Annotated in this window: 16 protein-coding genes, 1 pseudogene and 1 riboswitch; of the genes and pseudogenes, 13 read left to right on the top strand and 4 right to left on the bottom strand. The window is 34.5% G+C overall.

The annotated features are described in order from the left end of the window. Positions 1–110 precede the first annotated feature (110 nt). The 6 genes from VZL98_08135 (at position 111) to ltrA (ending at position 7,559) form a co-directional block, all read left to right on the top strand. A complete protein-coding gene (locus tag VZL98_08135) occupies positions 111–404 on the top strand; it encodes a hypothetical protein (GenBank protein WVH62663.1) in 294 nt (97 codons plus the stop codon). Between the two features lie 469 nt (positions 405–873). Continuing rightward, the gene (locus VZL98_08130; protein WVH62662.1) at positions 874–1,110 is read left to right on the top strand and encodes a helix-turn-helix transcriptional regulator; all 237 of its coding nucleotides are present in this window, start codon (positions 874–876) and stop codon (positions 1,108–1,110) included. Continuing rightward, positions 1,107–1,763, top strand: coding sequence for a type I restriction-modification system subunit M N-terminal domain-containing protein (locus tag VZL98_08125; GenBank protein ID WVH62661.1), 657 nt, complete (start codon positions 1,107–1,109; stop codon positions 1,761–1,763). Before VZL98_08130 ends, VZL98_08125 begins: the two co-directional genes overlap by 4 nt. A gap of 55 nt (positions 1,764–1,818) precedes the next feature. Further along, positions 1,819–2,622: a class I SAM-dependent methyltransferase gene (locus VZL98_08120; protein ID WVH62660.1), complete on the top strand. Its 804-nt coding sequence runs from the start codon at positions 1,819–1,821 to the stop codon at positions 2,620–2,622. Positions 2,623–2,812: 190 nt separating this feature from the next. Further along, a complete protein-coding gene (locus tag VZL98_08115) occupies positions 2,813–5,584 on the top strand; it encodes a cell wall-binding repeat-containing protein (protein ID WVH62659.1) in 2,772 nt (923 codons plus the stop codon). 84 nt (positions 5,585–5,668) lie between these two features. After that, a riboswitch (THF riboswitch) is annotated at positions 5,669–5,762 on the top strand. Positions 5,763–6,287: 525 nt separating this feature from the next. Beyond that, positions 6,288–7,559 (top strand): group II intron reverse transcriptase/maturase, encoded by a 1,272-nt coding sequence (gene ltrA / locus VZL98_08110; protein WVH62658.1) that lies wholly within the window; start codon positions 6,288–6,290, stop codon positions 7,557–7,559. An 89-nt stretch (positions 7,560–7,648) separates the two neighbouring features. Here the strand turns inward: ltrA and VZL98_08105 are convergent, their stop codons facing one another. The 4 genes from VZL98_08105 to VZL98_08090 form a co-directional block, all read right to left on the bottom strand. Next, positions 7,649–8,587 carry an IS30 family transposase gene (locus VZL98_08105; protein ID WVH62657.1) on the bottom strand — a complete coding sequence of 313 codons (939 nt, stop codon included), beginning with the start codon at positions 8,585–8,587 and terminating at the stop codon, positions 7,649–7,651. Between the two features lie 155 nt (positions 8,588–8,742). After that, the gene (locus VZL98_08100; GenBank protein WVH62656.1) at positions 8,743–9,696 is read right to left on the bottom strand and encodes a hypothetical protein; all 954 of its coding nucleotides are present in this window, start codon (positions 9,694–9,696) and stop codon (positions 8,743–8,745) included. A 1-nt stretch (position 9,697) separates the two neighbouring features. Further along, positions 9,698–10,537 carry a hypothetical protein gene (locus VZL98_08095; GenBank protein ID WVH62655.1) on the bottom strand — a complete coding sequence of 280 codons (840 nt, stop codon included), beginning with the start codon at positions 10,535–10,537 and terminating at the stop codon, positions 9,698–9,700. A 217-nt stretch (positions 10,538–10,754) separates the two neighbouring features. Then, complete coding sequence (locus VZL98_08090; GenBank protein ID WVH62654.1) at positions 10,755–10,940, bottom strand: hypothetical protein; 186 nt, start codon at positions 10,938–10,940, stop codon at positions 10,755–10,757. On the opposite strand from VZL98_08090, the gene VZL98_08085 reads away from it, so the two are divergent. From VZL98_08085 to VZL98_08055, 7 genes and pseudogenes are all read left to right on the top strand, one after another. Continuing rightward, positions 10,876–11,043 carry a hypothetical protein gene (locus VZL98_08085; protein WVH64569.1) on the top strand — a complete coding sequence of 56 codons (168 nt, stop codon included), beginning with the start codon at positions 10,876–10,878 and terminating at the stop codon, positions 11,041–11,043. The genes VZL98_08090 and VZL98_08085 overlap by 65 nt on opposite strands. A gap of 156 nt (positions 11,044–11,199) precedes the next feature. Next, positions 11,200–12,137, top strand: a pseudogene (locus tag VZL98_08080) (IS30 family transposase). A 125-nt stretch (positions 12,138–12,262) separates the two neighbouring features. Then, entirely contained in the window at positions 12,263–14,581 is a 2,319-nt protein-coding gene (locus tag VZL98_08075) for an FtsX-like permease family protein (GenBank protein ID WVH62653.1), read from the top strand. 3 nt (positions 14,582–14,584) lie between these two features. Then, positions 14,585–15,334: an ABC transporter ATP-binding protein gene (locus tag VZL98_08070; protein ID WVH62652.1), complete on the top strand. Its 750-nt coding sequence runs from the start codon at positions 14,585–14,587 to the stop codon at positions 15,332–15,334. A 160-nt stretch (positions 15,335–15,494) separates the two neighbouring features. Then, positions 15,495–15,629 carry a hypothetical protein gene (locus VZL98_08065; GenBank protein WVH62651.1) on the top strand — a complete coding sequence of 45 codons (135 nt, stop codon included), beginning with the start codon at positions 15,495–15,497 and terminating at the stop codon, positions 15,627–15,629. 196 nt (positions 15,630–15,825) lie between these two features. After that, positions 15,826–16,431 (top strand): 3'-5' exonuclease, encoded by a 606-nt coding sequence (locus tag VZL98_08060; protein WVH62650.1) that lies wholly within the window; start codon positions 15,826–15,828, stop codon positions 16,429–16,431. Between the two features lie 82 nt (positions 16,432–16,513). Then, positions 16,514–17,731 carry an IS256 family transposase gene (locus VZL98_08055; protein ID WVH62649.1) on the top strand — a complete coding sequence of 406 codons (1,218 nt, stop codon included), beginning with the start codon at positions 16,514–16,516 and terminating at the stop codon, positions 17,729–17,731. The last annotated feature ends 313 nt before the right edge of the window (positions 17,732–18,044 follow it).

Genomic DNA, 18,044 nt, shown 5'->3' with positions numbered 1-18,044 from the left:
TTTTGAAAATTTCAAGATTATTCTAATTTGGACAGAAATTTTTGATTGAATAAAATAGAGTGCAAAATTTAAGAAAACAAGTATGAGAAAAGCGAGGTATCAGACAAGGCGTGGCAGAAAATAAAATGATTTTACTAAGTGCAGATGCTGAGGTATCTCTATATCAAGTATCAAATGATATATGGAATCATTTTGATGAGCTCGTAGTTGATTTCTATGAGTGGAAGAAAACAAATAGATCTGATGAAAAGCTATTCGTAAAGTACTTAAAGTCTAGATTCAGCGAAGAATCGATTAATTTCATCAAAATAGTTGGCAACTATGAGGGTTCACCAAATATGATTTGGTTGGATGGAAAAGACATCACCGGACAGTACGCAAACACCAAGTGGCACAACTTCTGATTTGTAACAATATATTGTAGTTTATCAATTAGCACAATAAATGAATATTAACACCTAAGCGATTAGAAAAAGAAAATCTAGTCGCTTTTTTACTCCAAAAGAAAAGAGCTTGTTTATGGGTTTTAATTATTTTGCATCTTTATCAAATGTTGGTATACAAACAAATCACTAACTTTTTACTTCAGGTAGCTCGTTCTGCTTGAAGTATTTTTGTGTAAGCAGGTTTTTGATAATTTAAATTAACAAATCATAGCACTATTAAATAAAGATATTTGGAGAATATTATCATTTCAATGTAATGTTGATGAACTTAGTAGAATATTTTAACCAATGCAAGTACGAATTGGATAATGTTATAAAGAGAAAGAAATAATACAAGAGTAGAGTTTAAGCTTTGAATAAATAGCGGATATGGTATAATAATCTTTAGAATAATAAAGAATGAACTCTAAGAAAGAGAAGGATTAATATGTCCGATTTTAATTATGAAAAACTATGGAAGTTACTCGCAAAGAAAAACATGAAAAAAGAAGATCTTCGTTTAATGATTGGAGTATCTTCTGCGACTTTAGCAAGACTAGGGAAAAATCAAACGGTCAGTATGGATGTTTTGGGGAAAATTTGTAAGGCTTTGAAATGTGATGTAGGGGATATTGTAGCATATATGAGAGATAATAACGTTGAGAATAAGGATGGTAAAAGATGACTAATGAAGGATTAAAAACTTTAAAAGATAATCTTTGGAGCACTGCTGATAATCTAAGAGCGAACTCAGGTCTTAAAGCCTCTGAATATGCAACTCCAATACTAGGTATTATCTTTTTGAAATTTGTAGACAGTAAATATAAAAAATACGAAGATGATATAAAAAAGATTTACGAAAGTGAAAAAGGAACTCGAGTTGAGAGAACTATTTCTGAGATTGCCATTGAGGAATGTGGATTTTATCTTCCAGATGTTGCAAGATATGACTACTTATTAAATCTTCCGGAGGAATCAGATTTTGCAAAAATTATAAAAGAAGCAATGGAAGAAATTGAGAAATACGTTTCAGACTTAAATGATGTTCTTCCTAAAGACGAATACTACACTTTGGTCGATCAAGCAACAGGAAAAAGTGTAATACCAGATCTTTTAAAGAATTTTGAAGATATTCCGACAGATACTGAAACCGATATTTTTGGTGAGGTATACGAATATTTTTTAGGTCAATTTGCTCTTAAGGAAGGTCAAGGTGGAGGAGAGTTTTTTACACCTTCAACGGTTGTAAAATATATGGTTGAAGTTCTCGCTCCAACTGAAGGTAAGATACTTGATCCTGCTTGTGGGTCTCGTGTCATAATTATGACAACGGCATGAAAAAACGATGAATACACAGCTTTGACACTCTACAAAAAAGTAAAAGGAGTATGATATGGATATTCAAGAAATTGCAAAAATAGATGATGACTTAAAAAGAAATGAGGAGTTATATAAATTTTTTGATGAAGAAAAAAGACTTTTTAGTAAATCAGGGCAAGTTGAAAAGATTACAACATTAAAAGAAATTTCTAATCTTATTAATCAAGATTCAAAAATTCTAGATGTTGGAGCAGGGACTGGAGTTTATACTATTCCTTTAGCTGAAAGAGTAAATGAAGTTGTCGCTTACGAACCTGCAACTACTAACTATAATCAATTAAAAGAAAAAATTATAAATAATAAATTTCATAATGTTACAGTTAAAAATAAAAGTTCACTAGACATGACCGAGCTAATGGATAACTATTTTGACTTGGTCCTGCTTTTTGGTCCGATGTATCACTTGTCTAAGGAAGAAGATAGAAAACGAACAATTAAAGAAGCAAAGCGTGTTCTTAGGGATGGAGGTTATATCCTAGTATCCTTTATCAACCATGATATGATTCCGATGACGGAAATGGTTTATGAATCAAATTATTTTGAAACAGAAGGATATAACCCTAACTCACAAAGACTTATTAACAGACCTTTTATATTCTTTACCTTATCAGAATGTATTGAAATGCTTGAAATGGAAAACCTTACAATCATTAGAAGAATTGCTACCAGTGGATTTTCTGAATTGTTACAAAAACAAATTGATAATATGAGTGACTTGTCTTATGAAAGATATATTGATTGGCACCTTGCTCATTGCGACAAAGAAGAATTATTAGGGGCAAGTAATCATTATCTATTTGTTTGTAAAACCAAGTGATAATACTTAAGACTTTTGTTGTGGGGAACGTATCATATTAGTGATGGGTGCAATAGGTGTTGTAAGATCTAGGATTTCAAGAAATTTATAAATTTCTACAAAATTTAATGTAAAAAAAGATTAATTGACTCTAAACTAACAAGACCATATAATTGTAGTATGTTCAAATTATTATATAAGGAGTGATTAAATGAAAAGAAAATTTTTATCATTTTTGTTAATTCTTGTCTTTTGGTTATCTTTTGGGTTAAACTCTTCCCTAGCAGCTCAAGTAGATGACAATAGCAAGGTGGTATTTGAAGATCCAAATGTTATGAAGGAAGTACTTAATAACTTAAAAGACGAGACCAACTTATTTAACCCTAGCAAGGCGATAACTAAAGAGCAAATAGCTGCTGGCTATGAACCAACTGTTGGGGATATGAAAAATATTAAGAATTTGAGAGTTGGTCCACTTTTTGACGCTGACTTCAATCCTGTAAATGCAACTAGCATAAAGGGACTTGAAACTGCTGTGAACGTAGAAGACTTGCATTTATCTAGCCTTCATGCACCAGACATAGCATTAATTGAAAACTTAACAAAAGTTACTAAATTGTATTTAAAGAGCAATGATTTAACTGATTTAAGTATAATTAGAAATATGACTCAGATGAAAGATCTAAATGTTACATCAAATGGTCTAACAAGTTTGAGTGGTCTTGAAAATTTTACAGAATTAGAAAAATTAACAGTTACTGATAACCAAATTACTGATATTTCAGCCCTAGCAGGAATGACCAAGCTTAAAGTGCTATATCTAGACAACAATAAAATTTCAGATATTAGCCCTCTTGAAAAGCTTGAAGATTTAAAGATTTTAAGAATGAGTGGCAATGTTATTAAATCACTTGATGGAATAGGTAAAAAACCAAATTTAGAGGAATTTCAAATGAATGGTGCCTATACTGGTCCTTATGATGCACCAGACCCTAGTGGAAATACTTTAACTGATATTTCAGCTTTAAAGGATATGAAAAGTTTAAAAATTTTATATTTACAAGACCTAGTTTATATAAGTGATATTAGTCCACTAGCAGATTTAACTAATCTTAAAACTCTTGTTTTAAGGGGAAATAGCATAGAAGATATAAGTCCTTTAAAGAATCTAACTAAAATTAGTACTTTATACTTATATAAAAATAAAGTAAAAGATATATCTGCTTTAGCGAATATGACAGAAATGAAGGAGTTAAATTTTGCTGTTAACCAAGTAGAAGATATTTCAGTTCTTGCTAATATGACAAAGCTAAATGATATTAAAGGTTATTTAAATAAGATTTCAGATTTTAGTCCTATGGCTAATATCTGCGCAGAAACAGTGAATTTTACCCAAAACAAGATTTTAGATCTTTCAGTATTGAAGAACTTAGGAGAAAATGGAGCATGTGGTTTCTATGTCTTAGATAGACAAGAGACTGATTTAGAAGCAGAAGTTATTTCTAAGACTGAAAGCAATGATAATATCGAATTTACTATTAAGAACCCAGTCATCCTTGCAGATGGAGAGAAGATTAGCATTGATGGAAACACTGAACTTGATCCTAGTATATCTGAGTATTTTGAAATTGGAGATGCAGTTGACCTATATAATGCAGCTGTAACGGAAAATAATTCCAAAGGAATAGAAGTAATATCTGATGGTGAAAATATTAAGGTGACTATAGCAAAAGATCTTTATAAGCAAGGTATGACGGTAAGGGTACCATTCTCTAGTCTTGGTACTATAGTTTCAGATGCCATGCCATTTGAGCTCTATGGAACTTACTCAGGAATAATCAATTTTGGATTTGAAACACCTGTTTACACAATCAGCCTTGATGATGGCTTTGGTAACATAATAGAAGTTGAAGCAAAAAATGGTCTATTAAGTCAAGTTATAGAAGACCCTGTGAGAAGGGGATATATCTTTATGGGCTGGTACTTGAATGGACAAAAAGTGGATTTATCAAAACCATTTTCAGGCGATGTAAAGCTTGAAGCGAAGTGGGCAAAAAAACCAAATTATTCAAATATTTCTGATGGTTCAGGAGACAACAAAACTGAACCAAATGTAAAAGATAATAGAATTTCCGGCCAAGACAGGTTAGAAACTTCTATAAAGCTTAGCGAAAAGAGCTTTGACAAGGCAAAAACAGTAGTTTTAGCTAGCAAGGAAATCTACGCTGATGCTTTAGTATCTTCAGCGTTAGCAGCAGCTTATGATGGACCAGTTTTACTTTCTAATAAAGATGGACTTAGTGCTGGTCTTGAAGCTGAACTAAAGAGACTGGGAGTAGAAGAACTTGTTTTAGTTGGTGGAGAAAATACCTTATCAAAAGATTTAGAAAAAGATATAGAAGCTAAAGGCTACAAATACCAAAGACTTGCAGGTGAAGACAGGTATGAAACCTCAGTTTTAATCTATAAAAAGCTAAAGGAAATCACTAAACTTGATGGAGAAGTTATCCTAGCTTCAGGTGAAGGCTTTGCAGATGCTCTTTCAGCAGGCTCTCTAGCTGCAAAAGAAGTAAAACCAATCCTTTTGACTAGAAAATCAGCTCTTCCTCAAGGTATTAAAAAGCTTGTAGATACTGAACTTGATAAGATTATTATAGTTGGTGGTCCAAATTCTGTTTCTCAAGATATAGAAGAAAAAGAACTTACAAAAGAATCTGTAACTAGACTTTCAGGTATGGATAGATATGCTACATCTGTAGAAGTAGCAAAATACGCTTATAAGGATGCTAAAGAAGCTATCCTAGTATCTGGAGAAATCTTCCCAGATGCTCTTGTGGCTTCCTCCCTATCAAGGGCTAAAAAAGCTCCCCTTGTCCTTACTAGCAAAAATGCTATGCCAAGCGTAGTAAGTGAATATGTAAAGGGAATGAACTTAACCCTAGTTGGTGGACCAGCAAGTTTAACAGATGATATATTAAACTAATATTAATATGCTCCTAGTCTCTATTGGCTAGGGGCATGTTTTTTCTTGACATTTTTTACTTTAGGTTATATCTTTAATGTAATATACAGAGTAAGCAAAGAGCGTTAAGTGTCTGTGGATGGGATGTTGCCATAGAAGGAAATGATTGTTCATGCGGTTTTTTGCTGCTTCCGCTGGTTATGAAAAAATCGTTACGGGAGGCACTCTAGATGAGTGCTTTTTTGGTATGACGGGCATGTCTCAATGCTGGGGTGAAATTCCCTAAAGAGCGTAGTTATCGACGAATCTGATAGCGACTTGCAAGCTTCATATCGTGAGATGTGGGGGAGAAGAAGCAATAGCGAAATCGTGGCTTGACGGACAGGAACAGGATATGAGGCGTAAAAGGTGGGCAAGTTGGCCAAAGGCAACAAAGTCCCGAAAGATAACCGTAAACCCAAAGCGTAAATCCTGCAAGTAAACGATGAAAGTACTGAGACTTATCCCGTGAGGTCTCATAGACGAAAAAGTAGTAACAACGAACTATGAGAAGTCAGCAGAGGTCATAGTACCGTGTGAACGGGAAGGACTGAACAATTAATCGCACCAAGTAAAATGTATGTGGATTAGGAAAATTTGACAAAGTACAAACCATAACGTATACGTGGTTCAAGGCTTGAAAGATAAAATATACTAATCCTGCGGAAAGGAGCAAAGTGCAGCAATGGAAAGAAAGCTAATTGACGAAATTCTAGACAGGGAAAATATGTATGCAGCCCTAAAACAAGTAGTATCAAACAAAGGAACATGCGGAATAGATGGAATAACCGTATTGGAGATAGAGGCATACATTAGAGAAAACTGGAAAGAAATAGAAAAGTCAATAAGAGAAAGAACATACAAACCACAACCAGTATTGAGAGTAGAAATCCCAAAACCAAATGGTGGAGTTAGGAAACTAGGTAACCCAACAGTAATGGACAGAATAATACAACAAGCAATAGTCCAAGTAATAAGCCCAATATGTGAAAAAGAATTCTCAGAATATAGCTACGGTTTTAGACCAGGTAGAAGTACACAAATGGCAATAGAACAAATACTATACTACCTAAATGAAGGATATGAATGGATAGTTGATATAGACTTAGAGAAATTTTTCGATGAAGTGCCACAAGATAAACTGATGAGTTATCTGCACAACATAATAAAAGACCCTGATACAGAATCACTGATTAGGAAATACCTAAAAGCAGGAGTAATGAACAAAGGTCAATACGAAGAAACAAAGAAAGGAACACCTCAAGGAGGAAACCTATCACCACTACTAAGCAACATTATGTTAAATCAACTAGACAAAGAACTAGAAAAAAGAGAATTAAGATTCACTAGATACGCAGATGACTGTGTGATACTAGTCAAAAGTGAGAATTCTGCCAAAAGAGTTATGAGAAGCATAACAAACTGGATAGAAAAGAAACTAAGTCTAAAAGTGAATGCCACAAAGAGCAAAATAACAAAACCAATAAATCTAAAATATTTGGGATTTGGATTTTGGAAAGACAAGAAAACACAAAGATGGAAAGCAAGACCACATCAAGACTCCATAAGGAAATTTAAGGACACGATTAAAACGTTAACAAAGAGAAGAAGGTCTGTAGACTTTTCACTCAGGCTATCAAAACTAAATGACGTCATACGTGGATGGATAAACTACTTCAAAATAGGGTCTATGAAATCAGCAATGAATGAGATTAGTGAGAGATTAAGAACCAGACTTAGAATGATTATCTGGAAAATGTGGAAAGTACCAAGTAAAAGACAATGGGGACTACAAAAGCTAGGAATAGGAAAAGATCTAGCGAGATTAAGCTCATATGTAGGTGATAGGTACTACTTTGTATGTACTAAAACATGTGTAGTTAGAGCAATAACAAAAGAGCTACTAATCCGACGAGGATTAGTAGACCCTTATGACTACTACATGAGAAATTGTTAGAATTAATTGAACCGCCTAGTGCCGAACGGCATGCTAGGTGGTGTGAGAGGGGCTACTAGTTAGCCTCTACTCGATTGTTTGATGGTTTGTCAAATTAAGTGCAACACTTCGTGTTGAAAAACCTCTAAAGGTGTTTTCCAGTCAAGACACTTTCTTGGCCTTCTGTTGATTTTAAGCAGAGCATCCACGAGTTCATCATCTGTGATCTTTGCCAGATCGGTCTTTTTCGGGAAGAACTCACGTAGTAAACCGTTACTGTTCTCGTTGGTTCCTCTTTGCCAGGCACTATAGGGATCGGCAAAGTAAATAGGAATGCCATAGGTATCTTTGATATCCTCGTGACATGCAAACTCCTTCCCTCGATCCGATGTTAGTGTTTTAAGAGATTCTCCCATATACCTCCATAGTTTTTCAATGCTTTTTTTCATGGAAGTAGCTGTACGATCCGGCATCTTAAAAGCTAAAAATAGACGACTTCTTCTTTCCGCAAAGGTAGCAAAACAGCCCTTACTCTCGCCTCTGGAGGACACCATGGTATCGGCCTCCCAGTGGCCAATGGATGTCCTTTTCCTAACTTCTTTAGGCCTTTGGTGAATGGAAGTACCAAGGTGAAATTTACCTCGTGTTTCTACTGGCTTCCTTCGTTTTCCTTTCTGACGCAAGACCTCAAGATCCACGGGAAGAATGCCAGAGTAAATCCATCGATAGATCGTTTTAAAACATAACTTGCCAGAAAGAAGACGACCGACAATCTGTTCAGGTGACCAGGTGTCCTGGAGTTTTTGTTGGATGAGTTCTAGGAGCTCTGGCGTTGTTTTGCTCTTGCGGCCAACTAGTTTTCTAGCTTGTAAGTATTGCTCATGTGCAGCTTCGGCTACATAGGGCTGACCTTTAAACCGGCGCAGTTCTCGACTAATGGTGGAAGGACTCCTAGATAGCTCTTGGGCGATCGAACGAATGCTATGCCCTTGTTTGTGTAAAGTATCTAGTCGTCCGCGTTCAAATGGTGTAAGATGGCAGTAGCTCATTAGGAGTCCTCCGTGAATAGTTTTGTGGTGAATCTATTTTACACGAAGTTTCCTAATGAGTTTTAACTTTTCGGACTGTTGCACTTAATATTACAATCTATCGTTTACAAAAAAACTTGCCAGCAGGTTAGTGCTAGCAAGTTGTGAATTTAAATTTATTCTTCTTCTAAATACTGGGCCATAAATATATCATCTCTTCTTGGCAGGTAAAGGACTTCTACTGTTCCAAGTTTTAGCTGGCCAAGGTCTGTTAAGAGAACTGTGGTCTTAAAGGTTTTTACTACTTGAACTCCTTGGGCGTTAGTGAATCTTAGATTAAAACGGATTTGTGGTTGCTCGTTTATATAAAGACCTGTTTGACCATAGGTCATTATTTCTCCTTGGGTCACTTGGCCGTACAATAATAGCTCGCCAAAGTCCTTGCGAGACTTAAAAGACTTAAACTGATAGGAGGCCTCTACAATATCTTCGTTAACTAGGGCTCCTTGGAAAACACTTAACATAAAGATTCCAGTAAGGGGAGCCCAAAGCCAGGAGTTAAAGGGATTTAAAAATCTCCAGCCGTAGCCGTCGCTTTGGAAATAATAATAAAGGAGAAAAAGCCCTATCATATAGACAATATTAAAGATCAGCCAAATCCAAGCCCAAGGTCTAACAATAGTTTGGTACTGGCCGCCTCCATGAGTCAGGGGAGGGTCAAAGCCATTTTGATTTAATCTTAGGTCAAGGTCCTTGCCTGGTTCAAATCTTCTTTCGTGGACCTTTGAATCAACTAGGCTAATATAAGTTTTAACTTGGTTGCCAGCTAGGTTTGGAAAGCTGACCAAGAGTTTTTTCTCAGTATCTCCCTCTAAAAAGCCTGAGTCTTCAGAGGCCAAAATTTTAGCCTGAACTGGCTTGCCATTTTCTTGGACCCTTAGGTGTTTCTTGGCTAGTTTATTTGGCAGACTTATAAATTTTGAAATCTTATAAGTTTGAATTGACCAGAGAATTATGCCAAGGACCAATAGTATAGTAGCAAAGATTGGAGTCGTCCTTAAAACTGGCACTCCGAGAAAAAATACTGGAAAGATATACATAAAAAACAACAGTAAAAATAGAAATGCCATATTAACGCCTCTCTTTCTCTATTAGATTTCCATCGGCATCAAAGGTTAGGTCGTAGTCTTCTCTTGAGCCTTGGAGTCTTGCCTTAAAAAGTAAGTCAGGTCCATTGTAGGGTGTGTAAATTGAATCAAAGCCAAGGTCGTCTGTCATTAGATTGTATTCATTGTAGTCGCCAATTTCTTTTAAAAGCTCAATTCCTTTATCTACCATTTTTTTGTAGGAAGAAAAATTTATTTCAGATAACAAGATTGAGTTTTCCATTGGGTCAACATCAGCTTTAATTTTTTCTGGAATAATATGCCAGCTGTCATTTGACAAATTATAGTAATACAAGTCGACGTGATTTTGATTTTCAGGGTCTATTACATAGACATAGAGGCTGTGATTATAAACCCTAATATTTTTCTTATAGATATAAAAATCTTTGGCCCCTACTTGGTCCCTTAGGTCTTCGATTAGGGCGTGGAGATTGTCGTTATTTAAAAGTAGGTTGTCAGCCTTATAGGATCTAAGAATTTCTTCTACTTCTTCTTTGGCTAGATAGTGGTTAATATCATTGTCTATTAGGTAAGTGCGGAAGCAGGAAGCTAATTTCGTAGGAAATTCAAAGCCCATCTTATCTTCTGCATCTTCAATTATATAGAAGGAAGAAACTCTCTCATTACTTGCATCAAAAAAGGCTCCTTTAATTTTTCCTAAGAATTTTTCTTCATCTGCCTGGTCTTTTATTAGTTTTTCTGGTTGCTGGGCAAAGGTATCTTCCACTGCCTGGTCTATAAACTTACAAGAAGTTAGAAGAAAGGTTAGTCCAATTATTAAAGTTAGAAAAGTTTTTCTTTTCATATCTGGCTCCTTGAATTTTTTATATTTTTTAAACTTTCATCTGATAAAAATTTTTATTAAAATACTCTTACTATTATTTTTAATATACCCTATAAGAAAAAATACATTCATATGCCAAGAGATTTTACATGGACTTAACAAATGAACAAGATGATGAAAAAATAAAAAACTTGCCAGCAAATTTATGCTAGCAAGTTAAAAACTAAAATTTATTTTTTTAAAATTTTTTTATGGTATCGTCATTTAGACTTTGAAGAACCTTTACTGGCAGTTCAACTGTGGCTTCAAAGTCTGAAAGTTTGGCGAAGTTATAATGGCTGTGGACGTAGCGAGATGGAATGCCTAGGACTAAAACTGGAACGCCTTGGTTTGACGAAGGTGAATTAGAGAAAAATTTACGCATTGTGTATAATCAGGAGTATTTTAGTGATGAAGAGATTGGAAATGCTAAATTAAATCTAAATAACAAAAAGTATATAAAGAAGCATAGAAGTAAAAAACAATAATGAGTTTAGAAATTAGAATAGATCCTATATGGAGGGGTCTATTTTTTTAATATGATAGATTGTAATATTAAGTGCAACAGTCCGAAAAGTTAAAACTCATTAGGAAACTTCGTGTAAAATAGATTTACCACTAAACTATTCACGGAGGGCCCCCTAATGAGTTACCACCATCTTACACCATTTGAACGCGGACGACTAGATACTTTACATAAGCAAGGTCATAGCATTCGCACTATCGCTAAAGAACTATCTAGAAGTCCTTCCACCATAAGTCGAGAACTTCGCCGCTTCAAAGATCATTTCTATGAAGCTGAAGCAGCACATCAGCAATACTTGCAATGTCGAAACCAGGTAGGCCGTAAAGGCAAAGCAACTCACGAACTGATCCGTCTGATTGAAGAAAAACTCGAAGCCACATGGTCACCAGAACAGATTGTAGGCCGTCTCCTTCTGGTAAGTTGTGTGTTAAAACGATCTATCGATGGATCTACTCCGGCGTTCTTCGCGTGAATCTTACCGTGCTGCGTCATAAAGGAAAACGCAGAAAACCAGTAGAAACACGAGGTAGATTTCGGGTGGGTACCTCGATTCACAAAAGACCTAAAGAGGTCAAGAATAGACAATCCATTGGCCACTGGGAAGCTGATACTATGGTGTCCTCCAGAGGCGAGAGTAAAGGCTGTTTAGCCACTTTTGCCGAAAGGAGAAGTCGCTTATTTCTAGCCTTTAAGATGCCTGATCGTACAGCTGCCTCCATGATGAAAAGCATAGAGACACTATGGAGATTCATGGGAGAATCACTTAAAACCCTTACCTCAGATCGAGGAAAGGAATTCGCATGTCACGAGGAAATCAAAGATACCTATGGCATTCCTATTTACTTTGCCGATCCTTATAGTGCTTGGCAACGAGGAACCAATGAAAACAGTAACGGTTTACTACGTGAGTTCTTCCCGAAAAAGACCGATCTGGCAAAGATCACAGAAGACGAACTCGTTGATGCTTTGCTTAAAATCAATGGAAGGCCAAGAAAGTGTCTTGACTGGAAAACACCTTTAGAGGTTTTTCAACACGAAGTGTTGCACTTAATTTGACAAACCATCGTAAATAATGTTACAATGCGTGAGAAGCAGTCTAAATTCTTCGTGAAATAGTGATTTTTGAAGCTAATAAAAAACACACGTGGAATTTAGGTAATAAATATAAGATAGGAGATATTATGTATAAAAAGATTATTTGGAATGATATAAAATCAAGTAAATTTAATAGTATTACCATACTATTATTTATTTTGTTTAATAGCTTTTTATTAAGTATTTCTGGAATTATCTTTGTCAACTTAAACTCTTCCATAAACCAACTACTAGAGGTAGCAAAAACACCCCATTACCTTCAGATGCACATTGGCGATTTCAACAAAAGCAGAATGGACGATTTTGCAAAAAACAACGATAAAATTTCAGATTATCAAGTTCAAGTATTTTTAAATGTAGATAGTAGTGACATTTATATTAACGGAGAAAGATTTCTCAACAATTCACAAGACAATGGTTTTGTTTTCCAAAATAAAAACTTTGATTTTTTACTTACATTAGACAATGAAATAGCAAATCCTAAATCTGGGGAAATTTACGTTCCCTTAGCATACATATTAAGTGGTGAAATTCATATAAATGATAAAATAGTTGTAAATGGCGAGGAGTTTAATGTCGTCGGACCAATTAGGGACTCTCAAATGAACTCAACACTTTCATCTTCCAAGAGATTTTTAATAAATGAAGGTGATTTTGAAAAACTTAAATCTATTGGGAGTGTGGAATACCTAGTAGAATTTTTACTTAAAGATGTAAGTACGATAACAGAATTTGAAGGCGAATACGCCAGTGCAAATTTAGAATCAAATGGACCTACGATCACACATTCCCTGTTTAAACTTATCAATGCAATAAGTGACGGGATTATGATTGCGGTTCTATTTTTAATTAGCTTTTTATTAATAATTATCAGCTTTTTGTGTATAAATTTCACGTTAAATTCAAAAATAGAAGATGAATTTAGAGAAATCGGTGTTATGAAAGCCATTGGCATTAGGAATTCTGAAATAAAGAAAATCTACCTAGGAAGATATTTAGCAATATCCATAATTGGTTGCATATTAGGCTTTATACTATCACTAGTATTGATGGACTTTTTCCTAGAACCCATATACCTTAACTTAGGTGGTGGACGAGGTGCAGGTATGAGTCTAATTGTAGGATTTTTACTGTCTTTATTCGTCTTTATCCTATCAATAGGGTATGTAAATCGAGTATTGAATGTCTTGAAAAAATTTAGCCCAACCCAAGCCTTAAGGAATGAAGCTACAATAAAACGTAAAATTGGCAAGCAAGGCTTTAAGTTGCAGAATCAAAAATTAATTTCATCCGATGTATTTCTAGGTGTAAAAAGGATAAGTACACGGAAAAAACTTTATATTACATTTATACTTGTATTGATACTTTCAACCTTTATTATGGTTTTACCTAGGAATATCCATAGCACGATTAGCTCAAAAAACTTTGTATCGTATATGGGGATTGGTAAGAGCGACTTGTTAATTACTATTCAGGAAAGCGGCGATATGAAAAATACAACCAGTGATATTTTAAATGCTCTAAATGTTGATAAGGAAGTGTCAGATTACACTATAAAGCATGGGAAAAAGTATGAAATGAAGCTGGATGATGGCGTAATGGGAAGATTACAGGTCGTTTTAGGGGATCAAAGTAAGTTTATTCCCAAATATGTTAAGGGTGAATTTCCAACCTCAGATGGAGAAATTTCCATCTCTCACTTGAATGCTCAAGAATTGCAAAAGGATATAGGGGATAAAATCACCTTAATAGTAGATGGAATGGAAAAGGAATTGCTGATAACGGGAATATACTCAGACATTACAAATGGGGGTAAAACTGGTCATGCAACATTTGTTGATGATGAAAAAGAGTCTTTGTGGACTAGTATTCCAGTAACCTTTAATGAAGGTGTAAATGTTACAGACAAGGTAGAGCAATATGAATCTAAATTCCAAAACGCCAAAATTACAGGAATAGAAGAAAATATTGATCAGGTATTTGGTTCTACAATAAAATCAATAAGTACGGTATCTTATGTGGGTATTATGTTTGCAATATTCCTAGTGTTTTTAAATACAGTTTTGTTTGTGAAAATGCTAGTTTCTAAGGAGAGGGGAGATATTGCCATATTAAAAACTTTAGGCTTTTCATCTAAAGATATAAAGTTTCAATACCATATAGGCTCGATACTTCTACTAATTTTTGGGGTTCTTATGGGGACAATTTTAGCTGGCACATTGGGACAAACTCTCACAAGTGCACTATTGGGCGCATTTGGTGTAGCTGATTTACAATTTTCTCTGAATTATGTTTTTGTGCTTATTTTAGCACCGTTAACATTGGCATTTTTCGTTTTGCTGGCTTCATCATTTGGGGTAAAATCCATTAGTAAAATGAAAATTTCTGATTATATAAAGGAGTAATAAATGGAAAATATAATAGAAGCTAATAATATAGTTAAATATTATGGAGAAGGTGAAAATAAAACCGTTGCCTTAGATGGAGTAAATATGAATATTACAAAGGGAGAGTTTCTCACCATAATGGGACCGTCTGGTTCAGGAAAATCTACCTTACTGTTTTCCATAAGCGGAATGGATGATATCAGTTCTGGTGAAGTGTTGTTTAATGGAAGTAATTTATCGAAACTAAATGAAGAGGAAGTAGCAGATATTAGGCGGCTACAAATGGGATTCGTATTCCAAGAAGCTACCATGCTGAAAAACCTAGACGTATTAGATAATATTATACTTCCCAGCTATGACGAAAATAGAAAAAATAAAGTAAAGTTAATTTCAAGTGCAAAACATCTAATGGACTCTGTAGGTATATCGGGATTGGAAAACAGGAATATAAAAGATGTATCTGGCGGGCAGCTCCAACGGGCATCCATATGCAGAGCTATTTTGCACGAGCCTGAAATTCTATTCGGCGACGAACCAACCGGGGCATTAAATTCAAAAAACTCGGAAGAAATCATGAATTTATTCCAGGAGCTAAACGATAATGGAATGACAATCATGCTTGTAACCCATGATTCAAAGGTCGCTGCAAAATCAAACAGAGTGTTGATGATGAAGGATGGAAAAGTAGAAGGGGAGCTGCAATTCCAAAACGAAAGTTTTGATGAACGATTAGAAAAAATTACAAATAGGATGATGGGCTTTGGGATATAGAACTCAATTGTTTTAACTTCGTTTAAACTATCCCATCTATTATTAAAATCTATATGAAATCATAGGTAATATTATTGACAGGTTAATTATTCTCTATATAATTGGATTTTTTACTATGATGCTTTTTACTGGAATTCTCTCAGATGTGGCGTGGAAGTATATGGATAAATGGCTAGAAAAATCATGGGCATTACTTGGCATCTATATAGTATTATTTATTACTAATTTAATTATCAGAAGTAAAGCTAATAAGATTAATGAATTATACAAAAAAGAACTTAGCGAGACTACTTAATAGATGGAAACACAAAAGGAGAATCCTGAGGGACTCTCCTTTTATAATGTTATTGGTTAATGCTTTTCTTATACTCAATACCCCAAATTCTCAGGGATTCAATAACAGGAAGAAGGCTTTGACCTAATTCCGTAAGGCAATATTCTACCCTCGGTGGAACTTCAGTGATCAATATATTGAGCCTATATATAGTGCTTTGAATGAAAATAACGTTAAAAAATTGTTTGAGATTTTAGGCATTCGAAGACAACCTTTAGTGACTAGAAATTCTAAGCTGAATTGGAAAAAATTTTATTTGGAACTAAAACGCTCAAGAGATAAAACTATCTATGACGTAATTAAATGTGTAGATGATAGTAAAATTATTCCTTTACCTGATTCAGTGTTGACAGAATATAATGATTACAATAGTTCAGAAGAAAAATCAAAGAACGATAGTATATATCAAATAAATTATAGTGAAGTCGTAAAAGCTTTGGGTTTTCTTAATGAAAATTCTATTTACGCAACAAATCATGGGGTAAAAGGTGCTGAATATGATAATGTATTAATGGTTATGGGTAAAGGTTGGAATAATTATAGGTTTGAAAAAATTTTGTATAAGGATCCAGAAAGATTAAGTGAAAAAGATTATGATGCATATATTCGAAATAGAAATCTATTCTATGTAGGATGCTCTCGAGCTAAGAAACGATTAGCATTATTAATAACTATACCAGTACAACAAGAGTTTGTAGATTACTTACAAAAAATATTCGGAGAAGATAATATTTATGAATACTCACAATTAGTAGAAGGATAAGAGACTGCGAAAAAAAGTCTGTAAATATTGAATAGCTTCCTATGATTAGTTAAAATAAAAATAACATAGGAGGCTTTTTAAAATGGCAAGAAGAAAAAAATTAAGTGAAGGAAAAAAAGAAATCATATCTTATCTAATCAATGAGTATGAAATTGAGTCGGCAAAGGACATACATGATGCTATTAAGGATTTACTAGGAGATACTATAGAAAGCATGTTAGAAGCCGAAATGGAGCACCATTTAGGATATGAAACAAACCAAAGAAGTGACAATGAAAACTCTAGAAATGGATACAAAACTAAAAGAATACGATCAAGTATGGGTGAATCTGAAATATCAGTACCTCAAGATAGAGACTCAAGCTTTGAACCTCAAATTGTAAAAAAGAGACAAAAAGACATATCTGAGATAGAAAATAAGGTAATAGGAATGTATGCAAGAGGTTTGAGTACTAGACAAATATCTGAACAAATCTATGATATCTATGGATTTGAAGTTAGTGATGGACTGGTTTCAGACATAACCGACAAAATTCTGCCGGAAATAGAAGACTGGCAAAAAAGACCACTGTCAGAGACTTATCCTGTAGTGTTCATTGATGCTATTCACTTTTCTGTTAAAGAAGAGGGTTTAATATCAAAGAAAGCAGCATATATAATACTCGGAATAAACGAAGATGGGCTTAAAGAAGTATTAGGAATATATGTAGGACAAAACGAAAGTAGTAAATACTGGTTAGGAGTCCTAAATAGCCTAAAAAACAGAGGAGTAAAAGATATCTACATTATCTGTTCAGATGGACTAATAGGTATAGAAGAGTCCATATCAGCGGCATATCCAAAAGCTGAGTGGCAAACCTGTATAGTTCACATGGTAAGAAACACATTAAAATACGTATCGTACAAAGATAGAAAACAATTTGCAAATGATTTAAAAACAATATATCACGCACCTGACGAAGAAGTAGCAAATAAGAATCGTTTGAAAGTAGCTGAAGCATGGGATAAAAAATATCCAGGATCAATGGATAGATGGGAAAGGGAGTGGAATTCAATAACGCCAATCTTTAAGTATTCTAAGGAAGTTAGAAAAATAATATATACTACGAATGCTATAGAGAGTTTAAATAGCTCATACAGACGGTTAAACCGTAATAGATCAGTATTCCCAAGTGCTACGTCACTGATGAAAGCACTATACTTAGCTACAAATATAATTGCAAAGAAATGGAATATTCCATTAAGAAGTTGGGGATCAATAGTAGGAGAATTGAGAATAATGCATGATTTAGAGAACTAACACACTCCGCCACCATTGACAAAGAACCTAAAAAATGGTGCAAGGTAAATACCGAAGGCGAAGCAAAGACTGATAAGTATGTATTTTGCCTTCGTCGGCTTAGTGTACCATTTTTTAGAACCCTTATCAATGGTCCCCTTCGGTGGCTCCTCTTATTATTTACCTCAGGCTCTGCAAAGAAAAAATTGACAATATATCAAGCTTGATATATAAATAAATAATGAGGGCAGTAAAATCCACCCTCATAAACATTAACTAATTATAGGAAATAAATAATTTACAGAGATTATTTCGCACTGCCTGATACTTTTAA

Source organism: Peptoniphilaceae bacterium AMB_02 (assembly GCA_036321625.1).
In the GTDB taxonomy this organism is placed as follows: domain Bacteria; phylum Bacillota; class Clostridia; order Tissierellales; family Peptoniphilaceae; genus Microaceticoccus; species Microaceticoccus formicicus.
This window is presented reverse-complemented; position numbering and strand designations above follow the sequence as displayed.

Excerpts from the sequence above, each read along its gene's own strand:
- VZL98_08130 (WVH62662.1), top strand. The coding sequence starts at position 874 with ATGTCCGATTTTAATTATGAAAAACTATGGAAGTTACTCGCAAAGAAA.
- VZL98_08125 (WVH62661.1), top strand. The coding sequence starts at position 1,107 with ATGACTAATGAAGGATTAAAAACTTTAAAAGATAATCTTTGGAGCACT.
- VZL98_08120 (WVH62660.1), top strand. The coding sequence starts at position 1,819 with ATGGATATTCAAGAAATTGCAAAAATAGATGATGACTTAAAAAGAAAT.
- VZL98_08115 (WVH62659.1), top strand. The coding sequence starts at position 2,813 with ATGAAAAGAAAATTTTTATCATTTTTGTTAATTCTTGTCTTTTGGTTA.
- ltrA (WVH62658.1), top strand. The coding sequence starts at position 6,288 with ATGGAAAGAAAGCTAATTGACGAAATTCTAGACAGGGAAAATATGTAT.
- VZL98_08105 (WVH62657.1), bottom strand. The coding sequence starts at position 8,587 with ATGAGCTACTGCCATCTTACACCATTTGAACGCGGACGACTAGATACT.
- VZL98_08100 (WVH62656.1), bottom strand. The coding sequence starts at position 9,696 with ATGGCATTTCTATTTTTACTGTTGTTTTTTATGTATATCTTTCCAGTA.
- VZL98_08095 (WVH62655.1), bottom strand. The coding sequence starts at position 10,537 with ATGAAAAGAAAAACTTTTCTAACTTTAATAATTGGACTAACCTTTCTT.
- VZL98_08085 (WVH64569.1), top strand. The coding sequence starts at position 10,876 with ATGCCTAGGACTAAAACTGGAACGCCTTGGTTTGACGAAGGTGAATTA.
- VZL98_08090 (WVH62654.1), bottom strand. The coding sequence starts at position 10,940 with ATGCGTAAATTTTTCTCTAATTCACCTTCGTCAAACCAAGGCGTTCCA.
- VZL98_08075 (WVH62653.1), top strand. The coding sequence starts at position 12,263 with ATGTATAAAAAGATTATTTGGAATGATATAAAATCAAGTAAATTTAAT.
- VZL98_08070 (WVH62652.1), top strand. The coding sequence starts at position 14,585 with ATGGAAAATATAATAGAAGCTAATAATATAGTTAAATATTATGGAGAA.
- VZL98_08065 (WVH62651.1), top strand. The coding sequence starts at position 15,495 with ATGGATAAATGGCTAGAAAAATCATGGGCATTACTTGGCATCTATATA.
- VZL98_08055 (WVH62649.1), top strand. The coding sequence starts at position 16,514 with ATGGCAAGAAGAAAAAAATTAAGTGAAGGAAAAAAAGAAATCATATCT.